Source organism: Halohasta sp. A2, assembly GCF_056175805.1.
The window spans coordinates 25,100-44,195 of the sequence record NZ_JAQFWV010000024.1 but is presented as its reverse complement, the minus strand read 5'-3'; the positions used below and the strand labels follow the sequence as shown (position 1 = coordinate 44,195).

Genomic DNA, 19,096 nt, shown 5'->3' with positions numbered 1-19,096 from the left:
ATAAATTAGAGTCTTTTACAGTCTCAAATTTATTCTGTTATTTCTTCGGTAGTGACTCTGTTTTGTGATCGAATATTGAGAAAAACGACGACGAGCTATGTGAAATCACACTTCACTTGGATGGTGCCGCTCGTGAAAAGAGCTATATTAACTGAAACTGATTTCCAACCAAGAATATGTTCTCTGGGTTAACTTACGATGAAGATATTAGGAAGGTAGATCCTGAGCGCAACTACCGTCGCGGCCGATTCAAAAAGGGCTGGAACGACGCTGTTGACGGGAAAGAGTATGACGAGGAGACTCTTCAAAAACTCACATGGGAGAATCTCGGTTGGAGAGTCGGTATGTTGGTCGGTGAAGCTAATGAACACCGTCAGGAAGAAGTATATTCTCAACTCGTCAAAGTTCAACTCGGAGAGTAAGTTTGAGCTCTGGTGAAGTGAGTTATCGGTAACCGAGTTGGTGAAAAACGGTCGTGAACATTAAGATACGATACCTACTCAACCCGGCCGATAAGTATCGCTATCGATTGGCTTGCCAGAATGTTAACCTACAAACTACATACCGGGTTTTGTTGGTTAACAGCATGTCAGAAAATCACGCCGACGAAGAGATCATGTCGTCCTAATCAAATATCGACTAATCATCAGAATCATCAATAGCGTCCTTCCATGCGTCAACTCCACCAGCCAAATCCTCAAGATCCCGCTCAAGCCGCTCAATGTGTCTGGTGAGTTCTTCAGCAGATAGGGTCTGTAGTCGACGGAAGGCTGGGTCGACTTCGGGTGTGAGACCGCCTTCACCAGAGGTACCGTGGTGACGTTCTCGACGGACCAGTTCTTCTCGGGCTGCACGGAGTTCCGCGGTCAAGTTTTTGAGTTCACTCATTGGTAGGATTGACCCAGCATGTGTATCCCATCTGATGTCGACAAGGATCATACTGGGCCAATTGCACGCACAAAAATAGTGGCGTGGAGCGAGCCTATAGAATCGTTTCCTATCTGAATTATACTGTAGATCATATTAAAAATTTCGTTGATGCTGTAGGTCATATCTAAAGAAATAGTAGTTAATCTAAAAGAGAAAATGGGCTAGACAAGTAACACTGTTCAAAATATACTCAATTAGTATAAGTTAAAAAAGTATATATTAATTGAGCCGGTACAGAAGCCATGAGCAGTAAGGAGTCGATCAATCTAAGAGTTGAGTCAGGGCTTCGAGACAGAGTTTCGAAACTCGCAGAATCTGTAGAAGGAGATAGCCGTCCATCTGACATGAGCAAAACTGCTCAAAAATTAATTCACGTTGGCTTAGGACTCCGAAAATCGGGTATCGAACCTGAACTTGAAGGACCTTTAGGAATAATTCCTCGACCCTTTGCAACCATTGAGTTCGGGGGTGAAAAACTAACTTTCGGAACTCAACTCTCTGAAGATACACTTAGAGAACTAACTCAAGAATTCAGTGAAAAAAAACACACCTCAGCCCGTGAAGCTCTCCGACTTGGAGTCATTGCGCTAGAATTGAACGAATTAGATGTAACAGGTCCTCTTGGTGGACCACGCCCATTCGCAAATGTAACGTTGGAGGATCATTTTGATGACGAGCGTGGTCAGATAGCCCTTAGAGAACTCCAGAGTAGCGTGTGAATATTTGAATTAGTGGACCAAAATAGGTTCATTTTAATCTATCTCAATACTGTAAATCCCTGCTAATAGACAAAGATAGCGTCATGTGACAATCGAAATTAAGAATTTCTATGTAATCCAGTATATACTGTTACGACATATACCAAAGTTTTATTATTGGGGTATGCGTTAATTGATATGACTACGTTGGAGAAAGTAGTCAGCGAAAATAATTCGGTAACCGTCAAAAATAACTAAACATGACTAAAGGAGAAATCACACTAACGGTTTCGTATGATGAAGAAGCACTACAAGATGCAATTGAAATTGAATGGACTGGGACAAAAGGTGACAAGTCTACTGGAGAGGTTCATGCCCAGCATGAACAAATCTTAGATAATGTACTGATCGGTGTAGAATCCACTGACGCAACCGTTCATCCCGTTATCATGTCTGCGGTAGTAGATGCGGTTTCTGGTTCAATTAGCGGAACCAGCGACTAGTTATACTCTTCTACCCCTCGTCTGATGCTTTATCCCTCCAATTCAGATGACTTCAGACATTATTAACTTTATAAATGAGTGTAAAAATCCAATGACAGCTAATTCGCAGCAGATTTTCTGCCTACATAGAGACAGAATGGTAGAGAACAGGATCGCTACCGCTGTAATCGAGTTATACGATATTCCGATCAAATCCAGATATGCAAGACTGCGAACGCGACTTGGTCAGTGACGGAGCACTCCAAAATATAGCCGGCGATTTGATACACAATATTTATTCATCATCGGCTTTATCAGCAGTCGATTATTGCTATGATTTATGGCATCAATTGAACTTACACCGAGTCAGAAGGCGATACTTACTGCTCTCACAAATCTTCACCGCCAAACCGAAGACGCCGTTAAAGGCGAACAAATCGCCGAGGAGGTCGATCGAAATCCCGGAACCATCCGTAACCAGATGCAGAGCCTGAAGGCCCTCCAGTTGGTCGAGGGTGTCCCTGGCCCGAAGGGCGGGTATAAACCGACCGCCAACGCCTACGAGGCTTTGGATGTCGACCAGATGGACGAAGCCGCTGCAGTGCCGCTGTTACACAACGACAAAACAGTCAAGAATGCCAACGTTGAGAGCATCGACCTTTCGAGCGTTCACCACCCGGAACTCTGCCGCGCCGAAATCTGCCTGCAGGGATCTGTGCGAGACTTCCACGAAGGTGACGAGGTCATTGTCGGCCCGACACCACTGTCAAAACTCCGTATCACTGGTACGCTTGATGCCAAAGATGACACCAATAACATTCTTATCTTGCAGATCGACGATATGCTCGCGCCCGCCGAAGATCCAGCTCATTAGTTCTAAAGGCAGACTATAGCACTACTTCTGGGGTTTAATCGCGTTCACACCGTCTCAAATACAAATTACGGTAACGTTACAGTAAGCGTACGCAGTCATGCGGTTTACTCACTTTCTTGCTCGTCTAAGCGGTGGTGCAGAAGTCGTGCGAGCTCAGCGTTGGTCAGCTTCTCTTGTCCAATTGCGAGATCCGCCGCGTAATCGATTGCACGTGCCATTGAATCCACTTCGTGTTCGATCATCACTGTGGATAGCTTCGTTGCTGTCTCGGTACTGATCGTCACTGTTGTGTAGCCATCTGGTGGCATATTCGACAGACAGCGTGTGGTTACTGTAAGCTTACCGTAATTACACCAAGGAACGGTTGTTAGCAGAATAAACCCCAGAAGTAGTGATAGAGGACTTTGCGACACGATCAATAGATTGGCAACGCCCGTCGAAACATTGACCCTACAGAGGGCGTGTCATGGAAAGCACCCCCACTCCGTGTATCCAAGTCTTGTTAAGGCTCTCGTGCAAGAGATCGCGACGTTTCGGCCCTGACGAGCGCATCTTCCTGCTCCTCTGTGATCTGGATATCCGCGCTCTCATCAGTCATCGCTCATCACTCCCTCTATGTCTTTGTCGTCGCGAACACGGAGTGGAACGTACGCAGCGTCGTCGTTGTTAACCTCGTTGACGAACTCCGTCTTGCGGGGTTGTCGAACGTCGCAACCCGGCGATAATCACAGTACTGGCAGTTCGCCCCGCGAGCCGACAGCAGCGTCGTATGGAACCGCCCGTTGGTAATCGCCTCGTCAATTTGGCCAAGCCACCCAAGGACGATCTCATTCAGGAAGCGGCGGAAATCAGCCTGTGAATCGAATGCAAATTATCCACACCACGTACCGCGTGTTTTTGTCTAACGACGAGCTGGAAAATCTTTTGACTGTGATGGTTACAACCGGGCAGAATCACTTGTTGAGTATTTCAACAAAACCAGCCTGTATGAGGAAATACTCGATGGACAATATCCTATATCGGTAGCTAAAACTAGACTTTGTTCGGTGAAAAGATCAAATCCTAAATTATATTTGTCGTAGTATCAGAGAGTTGGATGTGGTTGAAATATAATGTGTGCAAGTCAATCCAACTCTGAAACTGCCAACCCAGAATCAGCGGTTGAGGTGGCCCGACATCAACTCAAACGGGCAACTCAGTACGTTGATGTAGAGGAGGGTGTCGTTGAACGGCTACAGTATCCCAAAAAGGTGCTCAGAACGTCGATTCCACTTAAACGCGACGATGGTACCGTGGACGTGTTTCAGGGATACCGAGCACAGCATGATAATGTCCGTGGACCATATAAGGGGGGAATCCGCTATCACACAGACGTTTCCGAAGCCGAGTGTGTCGGACTGGCAATGTGGATGACTTGGAAGTGTGCCGTGATGGATATTCCCTTCGGCGGAGCGAAGGGGGGTGTCGTCGTCGATCCAAAAACACTGAGTGAAGACGAAAAGGAGCGTCTCACGCGCCGGTTCGCGGAAGAGATCCGCGATTTTGTCGGCTCAACTAAAGATATCCCCGCCCCAGACATGGGAACTGATGCTCAGACGATGGCGTGGTTCATGGATGCATACAGTATGCAGGAGGGGGAGGCAAAACCGGGTATTGTCACCGGCAAACCGCCGCTCGTCGGTGGTTCCTATGGACGTTCGGAAGCACCCGGGCGAAGTGTGGCAATCATTACGCGCGAAGCGGTGAGTCACTACGGGATGGATATGGAGAATCTGTCAGTCGCTATCCAGGGGTTTGGCAGCGTCGGCGCAAACGTAGGCCGCTTACTCGATGACTGGGGTGCGGACATCGTAGCGATTTCTGATGAAACGGGAGGCATATACGACGAAACCGGTCTGAATGTCCATGAGATACCCTCCTACGAGGAGAACCCCGAAGGAGTTTCCGAAGCCGAGGCTCCAGTATGTCTATCGAATGCAGAGATTCTCGAACTCGATGTCGACGTTCTGATCCCGGCTGCCGTGGGAAATGTGTTAACGGCGTCCAACGCCGACAAGGTATCTGCAGACCTCATCGTCGAAGGTGCAAACGGTCCGACGACAACGGTAGCGGACGAAATCTTTGCGGAACGCAACATTCCAGTTATCCCGGATATCATCGCTAACGCGGGTGGCGTAACTGTGAGCTACTTCGAGTGGCTCCAGGATATCAACCGTCGGGAATGGTCGATCGAGAAAGTCCGGGAAGAACTCGAGACGAAAATGCTCTCAGCCTGGGATCAAGTCCGTGCGGAGTACGAGACCCGTGATGTTACGTGGCGTGATGCTACCTACATTGTTGGGCTTACTCGCGTTGCGCAATCAAAGGATACTCGGGGATTATGGCCCTGAATTTCTATAACGGTCGCGCCTAGCGGGTGGAATGCGGTGTTTTTCACACATGGTGCCTGCAATCAGAAACTTGCGATGGCGGTTTTTTGCTCCACACGAGCCACACCTCATACCTCTGGAGAAGAAGCCTCGATTAGCTACAGCAGCAGATCATCTACCAAATATACACTTAGTTAGACATCGGAAACAGCGTCGACCAGCGTCTCAATCTCGAAATCGCTGATCGGATGGGGTTCGCGTTTGACGGTGGTAATAACAAATTTTGAGCTTGTTCGACTAACCTCGTCGATTGCCTCGTAATCGCTGACCAGACTCTCAACCATATCTCGACTGTCTAGGTGGGCAATCACGACGAAATCAGTGTCACCCATAGTGAAATACACCTGATTTATACCTTCGATATTTGCTAGCTTTTCACCGACTGTCTCATGATATCCCTCACCGAACTCAGCGTAGATATCACTGATGAGTGTAATTGAGAGCCCGATTTCTGATAGATCCATCTCGCCGAGGTCGTTTTTAATTACACCCTTCTCACGTAGTTGTTCCAGTCGGTAATGCACCGTCGATTTTGGTATGTCGGTATACTCGCAAATCTTTTCGGGGCTATTGATGCCTTCGCTGGCCATCGTGTGCAAAATGCGAATATCTTTTTCGTCCATATGTGGCTCTTTTGGGAAACTAATCAAACTATATCTTCGTGTGTACTAAACCTTGTCTGATTATTGGACATGGGTGGTCAGCGTGAATTGCCTCGGGATCAAGTCCCTAGCTATTCGTCTTGGCCGCTAATAAAATGATTCCACGTCCGTTAGCGCGTGGAGGAGGTCGACCGTTGTCGGTGTGTTTCGTCGAGTTATAGAACTACACTGTTCTCTTGAGGCAGCCAGATAACTCGGTCCCAGATCTGCGTCCTTGCAACGCTGCTCGATATAACCCGACAATCTTGCTGGATTTGGTTCTACTAATGGATTATTTATCGGACTGTATTCTAATTATGGGTAGTTTTATAAAATAGCATCCATAAGAAGCGGTTGGAACTATGTCTGAGAAACACGCGCCGCAATACTCCAATGCAGAGGTCGAGTCACAATACGAGCGGTACCTAATGCCGATCTGGAAGGACCTGCATGTCCCGATCAAGGAGGCCCAGGGATGTACAGTTGAGGATTTCGATGGTAACGAGTATCTGGATATGTTCTCAGGGATCGCCGTCCAGAACGCAGGACATGGCAACGAAGCGATCGTTGAGGCTGCAAAAGAACAACTGGATACGTTCACACACGGGTGTACGTACCTCCATCCGCACGAACCGGCTGCCCGACTCGCCAAGAAACTGGCGGAAGTGACGCCCGGAGATCTCAAGAAGACGTTCTTTGCCAACTCGGGAACGGAGGCTGTTGAGGGGGCGGTCAAACTGGCGCGAAAATATACAGGATCGACCGAAGTTCTGGCACTCGAGATGTCTTTTCACGGCCGGACGCAGGGTTCGCTGGCTCTGACCGGGAACAAAGGGTACAAATCTGGAATGTCCTCCCCGAAAGGGGAAGTTGCTCATGCTTCACCGCCGTACGCCTACCGCTGCCAGATGTGCGACGGAGGGCCGTGTTCGAATGCATGTGCAGACGACATTGAAAACATCATCAAAACACACACCTCGGGAGACCTCGCAGCAGTTGTCGTCGAACCGATCATGGGGGAAGGTGGAATTATCGTGCCACCCCAAGACTGGCTCGCTCGCGTCCAAGAGATCACTCATGATTACGGAGGACTTCTCATCGTCGACGAAGTGCAGACTGGCTACGGGCGAACCGGCGAGATGTGGGCTAGCGACCACTTCGATGTTGTCCCAGATATCATGCCACAGGCCAAAGGGATCGCGAACGGTCTCCCGCTCGGTGCGTTCACCGCACGAGAGGATGTCGCAAACGCTTTTGAGTCCGGAGATCACCTCTCAACGTTCGGTGGGAATCCGGTCGCCTGTGCCGCCGCGTTGGAAACGATTGAACAGTTGGAAGATGGCCTGATCCAGAACACCCGGAGACAGGGGTCATGGCTCAACGAGCGCCTCACCGAACTGGAGGCGGAGTACGACGTTGTCGGGGAGACCCGTGGCCTCGGACTGATGCACGGCGTCGAGTTAGTTGATACGACCGATACCGGCCCGAAGGATGTCGCAGCGGCACCAGATCCAAAACTGGCTAAACAGATCGGCCAGACGCTTCGCGAGCAAGGGATCATCATGGGTGTCGGTGGCTTCTACAAGAACGTAATACGATTCCAGCCGCCACTGACGATCAAGCGCGATCAACTCCAGCGTGCGGTCGAAGGGCTCGAAACCGCGATTCAGGGGATGACAGCATGATTGGCTCATCCGACGAGTTCATCCAACGTACACGCACAGTTCGTCAGCAGGCTGGAATATCGGATATGGGGACCGATCTCAAGACGGCCCGGACGCTGACCGCCGTGGAGACACTGCATCGCAAGGACCCTAGTAGCGCAGTGGATCTGATGGAGAATGCACCGGCATTCGACGACAGTGAATCGACCCAGCAGGTGGCTGCCTACTTGCCGATGATCCTACTGGAACAGCAGTTCACAAAGTAATGTTCAAGAGCATCAATCCAGCAACCGGCGAATGTATTGCAAACTACGAGGAAGACGACGACGTGGCCGTTGAGGCAGCGCTTTCGAACGGGGTCGAGACTTTTGAGACATGGCGAGAGCGGTCGATCGAGTCTCGTCAAGAACTGGCTGCCAGCCTAGCCGAAACGTTGCGGGACAACGTCGACCAGTACGCACAGGTGATGACCCAGGAGATGGGCAAACCAATCTCTCAGGCTACTGGTGAGGTCGAAAAGTGCGCACGGGTCTGTGAGTACTACGCCGAGCGTGCGGCCGAACACCTCCAAGACGAACGGATTGGCACCGAACCGGGTGCCGAAACCTACGTCGCCTACGAACCACTTGGCACCGTTCTCGCGGTGATGCCCTGGAACTACCCGTTCTGGCAGGTGTTTCGCTTTGCCGTCCCGGCGTTGACCGCCGGCAACGTTGCCCTGCTGAAACACTCGCCGACAACGTTCGGCTGCGCCGAAGCGATCATCTCGGCTTTTCGAGATGCAGGGTATCCAGAGGGTGTTATCCGATCGCTCCACATCGAGGCCGAGCGCGTCGAGAGCATCATCGAGGACAATCGCGTACGGGCAGTCACGCTGACCGGAAGCACCCGCGCTGGACGAGCGGTCGCCGAGGTCGCCGGACGGAACATCAAACCGACCGTCCTCGAACTGGGCGGAAGCGATCCCTACATCGTACTTGATGACGCTAATCTCGACGAAGCCGTCGAGACAGCTGTTACCGCTCGCACGCAAAACTCCGGACAGACCTGTATTGCAGCCAAGCGGATGTTTATCCATACCGATGTGTACGAGGAGTTCACTGAGCGGTTTATTGAACATATGGAGTCGCTGACAGTCGGTGATCCGACCGACCCCGAGACCGATGTGGGACCGCAGGCACGCGAAGATCTGTTGGAGGGCCTCCACGAACAGGTCACCGCGAGCGTCGACGCCGGGGCGACCGTCCAGTGTGGCGGTGAACCGCTCGATCGGGTGGGTAACTTTTACCCACCAACGGTTCTCACGGACGCACCCGTTGACTGTCCCGCACGGGCCCAAGAGCTGTTTGGCCCCGTCGCAACCGTCGTCGAAGTCGACGACGAAACCGAGGCGATAGAACAGGCCAACGACACACCATATGGACTGAGCGCGTCGGTCTGGTCAAGCGACCGCGAGCGCGGTCGACGTGTAGCCGAAGAGATCAAAGCTGGTGCGACGTTCGTCAATAAAATGTCGGCATCCGATCCTCGGCTTCCCTTTGGTGGTATTAAAGAATCGGGATACGGCACAGAACTCTCACAGCACGGTATCAGAGAGTTCACTAACGCAAAGACCTACTGGATCCAATAACAAATCATTTATTTGCTGACAATATGACTTGGAAATGCGAGCGAGCCGTCGCAGAGGCGACTGACGCAGCAGTGCTCACAGCGTCGATTAGTGGGAAAGCTTACCAAACCGACGAGGCGTTTAAAAAAGGAACGCTGAAGACGTCGACGATATCAATGGGGTGCTGAGTATTTTTTACTGGTTTCAACAGAGGACGGACCAATGAATATCCGTCGACTCTTGCCACTCGTATTCATGTGGCAACTCGCGGCGAGCATTTGTTATTATACTGTCTTCGCTGCAACACCGTTCTTCCGCGACGATTTCGGGCTCTCGGGAGCCCAAGTCGGGTTGATTCTCGCAGCACTGTCGCTCGGTTATGCGACTTTTTTGCTCCCACTCGGCGCGATGACTGACCGGTTCGGCGAGCGCCGGATGCTCACCTTCGGACTGATTGGACTTTCGATTGGCTCAGTGATTGTCGCTGGGGCGTGGTCCTTCTCCGCTTCACTTGTCGGAACATTTCTGCTGGGATCGCTGTACGGCACCGCGATGCCCGGGACGAACAAGGCTATTTTCGACAACGTTCCTGTCGGTCGACAGAATCTTGCAGTCGGCATCAAACAGGTTGGCGTGACCGCCGGCAGCGGTGTGAGCGCGCTGCTAGTGACCGGGATTGCAGGGGTACTGTTCTGGGAGGCCGGGTTCTATACCGCTGCAGTAATTGGCGTCGTCGTCACAGCCATCTTCTGGATTACCTACCGCGGCACGCCGGTTGATGACAACGCCGAGTACCCCGAGTTCCGGACTCTCCTGCAGAACACCCCTTACATGTCGCTAGCGGTGGTCGGGATCTGTCTCGGTGCGGGACTATTCACAACGACCGGCTACACAATCATCTACATCAACGAGTCGGTGGGCGCGACCGTCGCCTTCGGCGGGCTGGTACTCGCGGCGATTCAGGTCTCGGGAAGTGTTGGCCGTGTTTTCACCGGCTGGCTGAGTGATGTGCTGCCGGGCGAGCCACGACGGCGAATCGGGACGATCCTGCTAATTCAGGCTGCCGCCAGTGCCGTGCTGTTCGTTGCGGTCGCCCTCGTCGACAGTCGGCTGCTTGTGGCTGTGCTGTTCGTCGTTCTCGGTTTTTTTGCCCTCGGCTTTGCCGGAATTTATTTTTCCTGCATAGCAACACTGGTTCCAGTTGAGGAGATGGGAAGTGCGACTGCAGGCGGACAGCTCGCACTCGTCATTGGTTCGCTCGTCGTCCAGCCGCTGTTCGGCTATTTGTCCGACGTCATTGGGTATGAGGCCAGCTGGTTCATGCTTGCGGGGCTCTCGATTTTCGCAACCCCGTTTATTATCCGGGTGATCCGTCAGGAGCCGCCAATGTGATACAGCATCGGTCTGGAACTGCTGTACGCACACGATTTTGATTACGTAATACCAATTTCACGTGAAGTGAGGCAATCCAAGAAGAACCTCATATATTTAGTTCAAAGTTCTTGATGAAATAGCATCGTCATCGGTTCGAACCATAGAATCTGTTAATCCGCTGGTCTACGACCCCGCAGTGATACAATCCGTTCGATATTGGAGTATTATTTATAATCCTATTATGATCCTACTCAGTAGTTGAACTAGTATTTAATTACAACCATTCAATTTGAACTACGTCCAAGAAAAACAATTTTTAGAACCAGCGTTTTTACAATGGGAAAATTTTTTCTCAAACCAATTGAGCAGATAGCTGGGTTTAATTAGCAAAAATATGCTGTTCCTCTTGGCAAATGTGCAGTAACTTCGAAATTTATAAATGGGATTGTATCCGACTAATACCTGACACAGCGTTACAAAATAATCCATGTCAGAGAAAACACAAAGCGGACTGACGAAAGAGCTTAAAAGTAAAGATATGCTAATCCTCGCGTTTGGGGCAATGATCGGATGGGGATGGATCATCCTCGCTGGCGACTGGATTAATGAAGCGGGCCCACTGGGAGCAATCGTTGCGTTTCTTGGTGGGGCTGTCCTTGTCGGTCTCGTCGCGATCATTTACAGCGAACTCGCCGCTGCGATGCCGTTAGTCGGGGGTGAACACGTCTACAGCCTACGAGCTCTTGGACCGATCGGCTCATTTGTTTGTACTTGGGCGATCGTCTTCGGGTACGTTACTGTCGCCGCATTTGAAGCGGTCGCACTCCCATCCGCAATGGCGTTTATTATTCCCGGGTTCAATTCGTTCCCGCTCTGGGAGATAGCTGGCGAACCGGTGTATACCACGTGGATCCTCGTCGGCGTGCTCGGCACGTTCGGCATCACGTACATGAACTACAGGGGGATTCGGATTGCCGCGCAGTTCCAAGTCATCATGACCGCCATCATTACACTTGCCGGCATTGTCCTGATTGCTGGGGCAGTTACTAACGGACAAACGTCGCCCGATAGTTCGTTCGTTGGTGGGGCCGCTGGAATCTTCACCGTCGCGTTGATGACACCATTCATGTTTGTCGGCTTCGACGTCATTCCACAATCGGCCGAAGAGGCTGATATACCGGCGCGGAGGCTTGGGCTACTGATCGTTTTTGCCGTTGGGTTGGCCACCCTGTTCTACATAGCTGTCATCTGGGGCTCGAGTCGCGCGCTTTCCGGCAGTGCCCTCGTTGACAGTTCACTCCCTGCAGCGGCTGGGATGGCCGAACTGTACAATAGTCCAATCGCAGGTCAGCTCATGGCGCTTGCGGGTGTTGCGGGGATCTTAACGAGTTGGAACGCATTCATTATCGGCGGTAGCCGAGCTCTCTTTGCGCTCTCAACTTCAGGGATGCTCCCGGAATCGCTCTCAAAAGTCCACCCGGAATATAATACTCCAAGCAACGCGATTCTGTTGATCGGCGGTCTGTCCGCAGTCGCCCCGTTCTTCGGCGAACAGGCGCTCACGTGGGTCGTCAATGCAGGCGGACTCGGGATCGTCATCGCTTGGTTCCTTGTGGTGATTTCATTTCTGGTTCTGCGCTACCGTGAACCCGACATGAACCGGCCATACGAGGTCCCTATGGGTTCTGTCGTCGGCATCTTTGGGCTCGCGGCAACAGCGATTTTCATCATGCTCTACTTACCGGGTGGTCAATCGGCTTTGTCGTGGCCCTACGAGTGGCTTATTGTCCTCAGTTGGTGCGTTCTTGGATTCACACTCTACGTGTTTTCCGGCGACAGATCGGTCGAAACGTCCGACGAAGTGGTAGACAGAGTCGAATCGCTGGACGATTAACGGCTATGGCCGATCCGTAGCCTCATCGACTGTGTCGGCGCCATTGAGGGCAGTTATTCGCGTTCTATAGTGGTCGTTCTCAAGTTCTGTGCGACGGGACTCCGCGCTGTGTGGATAGTGCTTGGTATTCATCAAGTTGTCCCGGCAACAGTTGTTCCAGGCTTAGAGAGTAGTTGTTGCACAGCTCCGCGACCATGAGCGCCGTAAATTCGTTCGACAAAGGTCCACCCAGTCACCCCCTTCAGCGGGGTCAAACGCGTCGGCCCAGTCTGGTACGCCCCTCGGACGGGAGGATTTCTTCTCGCCCCCAACCCTGCTCTCGAAGGGTAATGGCCCTTCGGACGTGGTTCCTCCGGGTCGACATCGTCGTCGTCAGTCATACTCGGATGAGATGGTCGTAAACTTGCTCGGTCGTCTGGATACTCCGGTGCCGCAGTCGGTTCCGAACGTCGTACAGCGTGTTACCCTCTTCAGCGTTCATCATCCGGTAGGCGACACTGTGGCGGAGTGCGTGGGGCGTCACGTCGCCTGGCTCACCGCGAGTACCTTCGACCAGGTACGGATCGACACCGGCCTCCTCAGCAATCTTCGAGATCGCATTGCGAACTCCCTGGGTAGTAATCCGGTCGCTCGACCGCGACGGAAACAGCGCCGGCGAATCTTTCCACCTGCTGTTCAGATACGATGACAGCAGCCGCGACACGTCAGCCGACAGCTCCAATGTCGCTGGCGCAGGTTCGTTGTCGTTCGGGTAGTCTTTCTGGATCTCGGTTGGCACATACAGCGCACTGTTGCCCTCTCTGAGCATATCCACGTCGACGGCCACCAGTTCGCCAACCCGAAGCCCGGTATCGTACATGAGGGCGATGATCGCCTCATTGCGCTGCTGCAGATAGTCGGCACCAGTCGAGTAACACGCCGACCGGAGATCGTCGACTTGGTCGGGAGTGAGCCACACTTTTGCGCGAACTTTGGAATCTAGATTCTGAGCCATGTGATCGAACTCTCTTTATATACTAACAGGCGATCCCACCCACTTAACTTTGGAGTCTGTAAAGGAAGTCCAAAGTTTACTTGAACCATGGGTGATCCAGTGAACCAACACAAAGCCTGCTGACATTGCTATCGGGCAGCGTGTAAGATATGGAGAATAAAAACAGCACAAAAGCTACTTTATTTCATAGAAATTGTTCTGAAGATTCGACGTTCCGAATCTGTAGAGTTGTCACACGAGAATATGTACGGTGCGATCAGGAGTCGAGTTTAATGATCGAATTGGAGAAGCCTCATTAAATACTACTTCGTTGATAAGTACGGCGTCGGTCTGACAGTCCCATTCCTTAAGTTGTATATATATTATTACCCTCTATTAATAGATAAAACGTATTGGAAATGAACAAATTTCATGTTTGTCGTATTTTACTTAGAAAATATTAATATTCTACATCTAAATGGTGGTATTGCATGGCAATCGATAAGCCAAATGCGGAAGAAGTAGTAAAATCAAATAAACAGAATTCAAACGTAGGTTTGGATGATCAGCGTTTGAAATCACGAAGAACGCTTATGAAAATAGCAGGTGCAAGTGGTGTTGCACTTGCAGGCGGTGGATTGTTTGGAGCTACAGCAAGTGCAAGCGAGGACGAGGAATTGACAGAAATCCTTCTTGTTGGATCTGGTGGTACCGTTGCAAATCCAGATACGGAGGGATACTTGTCACCAGACGAGTTAGTTGAAGAACGTCCTGAATTAGAAGACGTTGCTAACATTTCTGTGGAGGGAGTCTCACAGCTTGGAAGCAGTCAGTTGACTTCTGAAGTCTTGTTTGGAATCCATGATGCAATCATGGAAGCTTCAGAGAGTTCTTCGCCACCAGACGGCGTAGTTGTAACTGTTGGATCAAATACTGTAGAGGAACTTTTGTATTTCCTTAATCTTTCGTTAGATACAGAGATCCCGGTAATAGGCACTGCTGCTCAGCGTGGTGTTGACGACCTAGGAACAGATAGTGATAAAAACCTATTTGATGCCGTCCGAGTTGCAGGTCATCCAGATGCTGAAGGACGTGGGACATTGCTGGTTGTGAATGACGAAATCTATCATTCACGGGATGTTAGAAAAATTGTTAGTAGCCGACCAGATGGATGGTCATCACCAAATACAGGCCCTGTCGGTCTTCTTGACGGTGAAATCGAATTTTATCAAGATACTGAAAGGGAATCCTACCCAGATACCGAATTTGATCTTTCAGACAAAAGCGCAGAAGACTTCCCGCTATCATACATTGATATCACCTACTCGGCGATAGAAATCGATGGTAGAATGGTTGATGCAGCCGTTGAAGCAGGAACTCAAGGGTTCGTTGATGCAACACTACCAACAGGCACATCATCTAGGCCAGATGGTCGACGTGGACTACAAGAAGCACTACTTGACGCAGCCGATGACGGAATACCAGTTGTATTATCTCAAAGAGGGACCGAGGGAGTGATTACTGGCGATGAAGATTTCATTGGTGCCGATACCCTCAGCCCACAAAAAGCTAGACTGTTGTTAGCATTTGGTATGATGGAAGGGTGCGAGAGTGTCAAAGAGTTGCAAGAGATCTTCGATACATACTAATTCATACATTTTAGGAAAGTCAACCCACGACCGCGGAGTAGTGTGAGATATTTCACGAATGCGAGCTTAACCACACATGTTAGGCGACAGCCGGAACTGCGAGTTCCGAGTTGTTTTTATATTTATCCACCCTAGTTGTCAATATTATGACTGTATATTATACAATAGTAAGCTGTAGAATTTGATTTTATAAGGACTTTAACCTAATTATAGATGAATTCGCACGGTTTGTCTAGCCAATTTTTGGCTGATCTTGTATAAAAATGTTCACATTCCATCATACATCATACACGAGACATTCTGATAAAATTTAGACGGATTAGTTGGTCACGCCCCGTGATCGAGCCATGCTAATTGCTGAGTCAAACTTTGGACTCTATACGAAGACTCCCAAGTTCAGTGAGTTACAGTCTGTAGAAGGAAAACAGGCATAGAATACACTCACGAGTTGATTAACTGAGCCAATTGCTATACTTATAATTATGAGTCTCGCAAGCTTGCCCACGATCCAGCGGGAATTCTGGGAAGGCGTTTTGGCTAACGTGATCGGTAATCTTTTCTGTCTGTTTTGACTGATCTACACTGATCAATCAACAGGATTCTGATCACCTGTCTAAAAATAAACGTGAAATTAGGTTTGGCTCTGATAGAGGAGAACGAGGATGGCAAGTCCGATGAAGAAATCCGGTATAAACACGAACGCGCCGATATTTGGGCGTGGGCGGAAGCCTAAGACGTTGTGTACCAATGGATTCGACGTACCCGCGTACAGAAGCAGCGTAAGGCTTAGCACAAGCAGGCTTGCTGTGTACTTGTTCGGAAGATCGCGATAGAGCTGCACGTAGATGACTGCGAGTGCCACCAGCAACACGAGGTTCAGGGTTGTAAAGAAGACCTCCATCCGAATGAGCAGTTCAACCTGTGAGGACAACGACTTCAACGGAGGACCATGAGATGGGATTGATATGAAGAATGCGATCCAGAGTGCGATACCGCTCGCGATGGTCGCACTCGCTACTGTCGTTCCAAGGGGGCTCTCAATCCAGTTACGAATCATCATCCACTCCGGCCTGTTTCGCCACGTCTTCCATGATATCGAGGTTGTTCATCATTCGGTCTGAGAGGAAGTACATCTGCCCATAATTGTCACCCTCCGTGGTCACGATATTGCTCTCTTCGAGGATTTCGAGGTGGTGCTGCACTGTTTTGTAGTTCAGGTCCAAGTCATTCGACAATTGATTGGTGTTTCGTGGCTGGTCGTTGAGTGCTCGGAGGATACGAAGCCGATTGCGGCCTCCACGAGACCCACCAATGAGCCACCAGAGCAACTGCCGCATCTATCGAATATTCATTTGGTCGGTGCAAATACATTCTGTCTCGGTCCGAGCGATGCTACTTTCCCGAATTAGTCTCCAATCCACGTGATAATTCGGTCTGCGATTTTGCCGTTATTGTCGTCCTGCATCATGAGATGTGTATTTCCAGATATCCCTTCGTCCGGAAGGCTAAGCAGGGTCGATACAGAATTCGTCTCTCCTGCGAGGTCTGCAGTTGTCTGAGTCGCTTCCTTGCGACCAGTCTGTCCACGTTCGTCGACATAATCGCCATAGACACCCATAAACGGTGCATCACCACCCATCTCCGCCACAGTTTGCGGGTCAGTCGGCGCGCCGACCGGCTCGACTGCGACGATCCGTTCGACGAGGTCAGGCACAGTCTGTGCGACCGCGAATCCAGACTCACCACCTGCTGAATGGACTAGCAACACTGACGAACCAACACGATTGAGAAGTTTCTCTAGGGCGGTAGTCTCCTGAGATGATGCGAATTGACTCCCGCCGCCTCCGGGGGTCGACCCAGTCTGGCTTCCAGCTGTTGTCCCATTGGAATCCGTAGATGTGGAGTTCTGGTCGCCGATACTTCCGCCCGCCTGACCACCACTTTGACTACTGTCACCACCGCCACCGGTGCTGACGTATGCGGGGAATGATGCAACAAGTTGGTCTACTGATTCGACCGGGTATCGAACATCCTCGTACGGGTCATCGACTTCAGGTCCGAAACCCCATGTTGGCCATGCACGGTCAATAGACCATCGAGAGAGTGTCCCAGAGTCTGAGTTCTGGAGTGCACCAGTATCTAACCCACCTGAATCAACGTTTCGAGGAGGATTAAATGCATACACTGGATGGCCAGCTTCGGCAAAGTACTCCATCCAGCCGCGTCGACCGTCAGGTGTCGTCCGGTAAATGTACGGTGACAACCCAAGGCCGGGCACCATTACGACGGGTGACTTGTCGGTAGCCGTGTCGGGCCGTGTATATACGACTTCAGCACGTCCATCGATGACCGTACTACTGCTTGTATCTGCGTTGCCCACGTAGAAATTTCCGAACGTCGGAGAGTCGTCATTCTGTTGTTCGGATTGCGGAGAGTCTTCAGGAGATGTCTGTGTATCTGTGTTCGATCCGCTGTTGTCAGCTACGCTATTACACCCTGCAATAGTCGCGGCAAATGCGACTCCGGTTGCACGAAGAAACGCTTTCCGAGAGATGCCCGATGACATACAGATCGTACTGGCCAGTGAGTTAACTTAGTCGATTGCCGAAATCGGCCACAGGTTAGGCACAAATTCATTCCAGTTTACGAAAACTCTGTTAAGAACATCGGCTCCAGATCTGACTAAGTGCTCTACTTAGAGGCTGTATGCAGCAAGACGGCTTCGGTCATTTCGCGTCAAATCAGATGAATCCCCTGATCGTTGAACGTGCGTCTCAACTGCGGGATATCAACCGTAGCTAGAGTTCACTGTCCGGGACGACGACGACCTTTCCGAAGCCCTCGCGGTCTTCGATGATTTCGTGGGCGCGTTCAATCTCGCTCATCGGGAGTACCTCACGGATGTAGGGTTCGAACTCACCTTTCCAGACGAGTTCGAGTACATCGTCGACTTCGCCGGGGTCTCCCATCGTTGAGCCATAGATTTCCAGTTGGTTCCAGAAGATGCGGTTGAGATCCGTCTCGGGGTCGCGACCCGTTGTGGCCCCACACGTGACTACTCTGCCGCCCTTCACGAGGCTGTCAAGCGAGTCTTGCCAAGTTGCCTCGCCGATGTGATCGATCACCACGTCGACGCCGCGCTCGTCGGTCGCATCGGCGATTGCGTCGGCGAAGTTCGTCTCGTCGTAATTGATCGTATGGTCAGCGCCGAGTTCGGAGGCGTACTCCAGTTTCTCCTCGGTACTGGCAGTCGCGTACACCTCCGCACCGATATAGTCGGCAATTTGGACGGCGGCGTGACCGACCCCACCGCTCGCACCGAGAACGAGGATGGATTCGCCCGGCTTGAGTTCCGCACGGGTAACAAGCATCCGCCATGCCGTCTGGAAGACCAGCGGTGCCGCAGCCGCCGTTTCCCAACCAATACCTTCTGGGACAGGCACGAGATTCTCTGAGTGTACCGCCGTCCACTCACTGTGGACACCACGGACGTGCTCACCGATAATTTGAAAATCAGTACAGAGCGTCGGGTCTCCGCCACGACAGAACTCGCAGTGTCCGCAGGACAGTCCTGCAGAGATTGCGACCCTGTCTCCTGGTTCGAACCGTTCGACGTCTTCGCCCACCTCTTCAACGACGCCAGCAGCGTCACTGCCAGGGATGTGTGGCATCTCTAGGTCGAGATGGTTGAGTGCACCAAGTCCCATCCGTGTGAAAACGTCGAGGTGGTTCAGCGCACCAGCCTTCACATCAACCAGTACCTCACTGCGGTCTATCTCGGGATCTTCGAAGTCATCGTATTCAAGAACGTCTCTCCGGCCGTGCTTTGAGAACTGAACGGCTTTCACACCAGAGCCAAAACAACCCCTAGCAAAAAGC

The 19,096-nt window shown here is 51.1% G+C and carries 19 protein-coding genes and 1 pseudogene; 11 read left to right on the top strand and 9 right to left on the bottom strand.

Annotated features, from left to right (window positions below):
• Positions 1-176 precede the first annotated feature (176 nt).
• Positions 177-422, top strand: coding sequence for a hypothetical protein (locus tag O2S87_RS09250; RefSeq protein ID WP_475408506.1), 246 nt, complete (start codon positions 177-179; stop codon positions 420-422).
• A 217-nt stretch (positions 423-639) separates the two neighbouring features.
• Here O2S87_RS09250 and O2S87_RS09245 read toward each other — a convergent pair whose 3' ends face one another.
• Positions 640-888 carry a hypothetical protein gene (locus O2S87_RS09245; RefSeq protein ID WP_475408505.1) on the bottom strand — a complete coding sequence of 83 codons (249 nt, stop codon included), beginning with the start codon at positions 886-888 and terminating at the stop codon, positions 640-642.
• A 284-nt stretch (positions 889-1,172) separates the two neighbouring features.
• Between O2S87_RS09245 and O2S87_RS09240 the strand changes: the two genes are divergently transcribed.
• The 3 genes from O2S87_RS09240 to O2S87_RS09230 all read left to right on the top strand — a co-directional run bounded on the left by O2S87_RS09240 (position 1,173) and on the right by O2S87_RS09230 (position 2,984).
• Positions 1,173-1,649, top strand: a complete 477-nt coding sequence (locus tag O2S87_RS09240; RefSeq protein WP_475408504.1) for a hypothetical protein — start codon at positions 1,173-1,175, stop codon at positions 1,647-1,649.
• Between the two features lie 239 nt (positions 1,650-1,888).
• Complete coding sequence (locus O2S87_RS09235) at positions 1,889-2,131, top strand: hypothetical protein (protein WP_475408503.1); 243 nt, start codon at positions 1,889-1,891, stop codon at positions 2,129-2,131.
• Positions 2,132-2,450: 319 nt separating this feature from the next.
• Positions 2,451-2,984, top strand: coding sequence for an Rrf2 family transcriptional regulator (locus O2S87_RS09230; protein ID WP_475408502.1), 534 nt, complete (start codon positions 2,451-2,453; stop codon positions 2,982-2,984).
• A 104-nt stretch (positions 2,985-3,088) separates the two neighbouring features.
• Here O2S87_RS09230 and O2S87_RS09225 read toward each other — a convergent pair whose 3' ends face one another.
• Positions 3,089-3,292, bottom strand: a complete 204-nt coding sequence (locus O2S87_RS09225) for a hypothetical protein (protein WP_475408501.1) — start codon at positions 3,290-3,292, stop codon at positions 3,089-3,091.
• 282 nt (positions 3,293-3,574) lie between these two features.
• Positions 3,575-3,849 (bottom strand): annotated as a pseudogene (locus tag O2S87_RS09220) (hypothetical protein); the annotation flags it as partial.
• Between the two features lie 247 nt (positions 3,850-4,096).
• Between O2S87_RS09220 and gdhB the strand changes: the two are divergent.
• Positions 4,097-5,374 carry a glutamate dehydrogenase GdhB gene (gdhB, locus tag O2S87_RS09215; protein WP_475408500.1) on the top strand — a complete coding sequence of 426 codons (1,278 nt, stop codon included), beginning with the start codon at positions 4,097-4,099 and terminating at the stop codon, positions 5,372-5,374.
• 173 nt (positions 5,375-5,547) lie between these two features.
• Here the strand turns inward: gdhB and O2S87_RS09210 are convergent, their stop codons facing one another.
• On the bottom strand, positions 5,548-6,036 hold the full coding sequence (locus tag O2S87_RS09210; RefSeq protein WP_475408499.1) for an Lrp/AsnC family transcriptional regulator: 489 nt from the start codon (positions 6,034-6,036) through the stop codon (positions 5,548-5,550).
• Positions 6,037-6,416: 380 nt separating this feature from the next.
• Here O2S87_RS09210 and O2S87_RS09205 point away from each other — a divergent pair, with 380 nt between their 5' ends.
• The 5 genes from O2S87_RS09205 (at position 6,417) to O2S87_RS09185 (ending at position 12,595) form a co-directional block, all read left to right on the top strand.
• Positions 6,417-7,739, top strand: coding sequence for an aspartate aminotransferase family protein (locus tag O2S87_RS09205; protein WP_475408498.1), 1,323 nt, complete (start codon positions 6,417-6,419; stop codon positions 7,737-7,739).
• On the top strand, positions 7,736-7,984 hold the full coding sequence (locus tag O2S87_RS09200) for a hypothetical protein (RefSeq protein WP_475408497.1): 249 nt from the start codon (positions 7,736-7,738) through the stop codon (positions 7,982-7,984). Before O2S87_RS09205 ends, O2S87_RS09200 begins: the two co-directional genes overlap by 4 nt.
• Complete coding sequence (locus tag O2S87_RS09195; protein WP_475408496.1) at positions 7,984-9,348, top strand: NAD-dependent succinate-semialdehyde dehydrogenase; 1,365 nt, start codon at positions 7,984-7,986, stop codon at positions 9,346-9,348. Before O2S87_RS09200 ends, O2S87_RS09195 begins: the two co-directional genes overlap by 1 nt.
• Before the next feature lie 201 nt (positions 9,349-9,549).
• Positions 9,550-10,719 carry an MFS transporter gene (locus tag O2S87_RS09190; RefSeq protein ID WP_475408495.1) on the top strand — a complete coding sequence of 390 codons (1,170 nt, stop codon included), beginning with the start codon at positions 9,550-9,552 and terminating at the stop codon, positions 10,717-10,719.
• A 469-nt stretch (positions 10,720-11,188) separates the two neighbouring features.
• On the top strand, positions 11,189-12,595 hold the full coding sequence (locus O2S87_RS09185) for an APC family permease (protein WP_475408494.1): 1,407 nt from the start codon (positions 11,189-11,191) through the stop codon (positions 12,593-12,595).
• Between the two features lie 376 nt (positions 12,596-12,971).
• Here the strand turns inward: O2S87_RS09185 and O2S87_RS09180 are convergent, their stop codons facing one another.
• Positions 12,972-13,589, bottom strand: coding sequence for a tyrosine-type recombinase/integrase (locus O2S87_RS09180; RefSeq protein WP_475408493.1), 618 nt, complete (start codon positions 13,587-13,589; stop codon positions 12,972-12,974).
• A 470-nt stretch (positions 13,590-14,059) separates the two neighbouring features.
• On the opposite strand from O2S87_RS09180, the gene O2S87_RS09175 reads away from it, so the two are divergent.
• On the top strand, positions 14,060-15,217 hold the full coding sequence (locus O2S87_RS09175; RefSeq protein ID WP_475408492.1) for an asparaginase domain-containing protein: 1,158 nt from the start codon (positions 14,060-14,062) through the stop codon (positions 15,215-15,217).
• A 631-nt stretch (positions 15,218-15,848) separates the two neighbouring features.
• On the opposite strand, the gene O2S87_RS09170 is transcribed toward O2S87_RS09175, so the two are convergent.
• The 4 genes from O2S87_RS09170 to O2S87_RS09155 form a co-directional block, all read right to left on the bottom strand.
• Positions 15,849-16,157 carry a DUF8036 family membrane protein gene (locus O2S87_RS09170; RefSeq protein ID WP_475408491.1) on the bottom strand — a complete coding sequence of 103 codons (309 nt, stop codon included), beginning with the start codon at positions 16,155-16,157 and terminating at the stop codon, positions 15,849-15,851.
• Positions 16,158-16,263: 106 nt separating this feature from the next.
• Positions 16,264-16,554, bottom strand: a complete 291-nt coding sequence (locus tag O2S87_RS09165; RefSeq protein ID WP_475408490.1) for an ArsR/SmtB family transcription factor — start codon at positions 16,552-16,554, stop codon at positions 16,264-16,266.
• Positions 16,555-16,622: 68 nt separating this feature from the next.
• Positions 16,623-17,498 (bottom strand): alpha/beta hydrolase family protein, encoded by an 876-nt coding sequence (locus tag O2S87_RS09160; protein ID WP_475408489.1) that lies wholly within the window; start codon positions 17,496-17,498, stop codon positions 16,623-16,625.
• A gap of 517 nt (positions 17,499-18,015) precedes the next feature.
• Entirely contained in the window at positions 18,016-19,065 is a 1,050-nt protein-coding gene (locus tag O2S87_RS09155) for a zinc-binding dehydrogenase (protein ID WP_475408488.1), read from the bottom strand.
• Between the last annotated feature and the right edge of the window lie 31 nt (positions 19,066-19,096).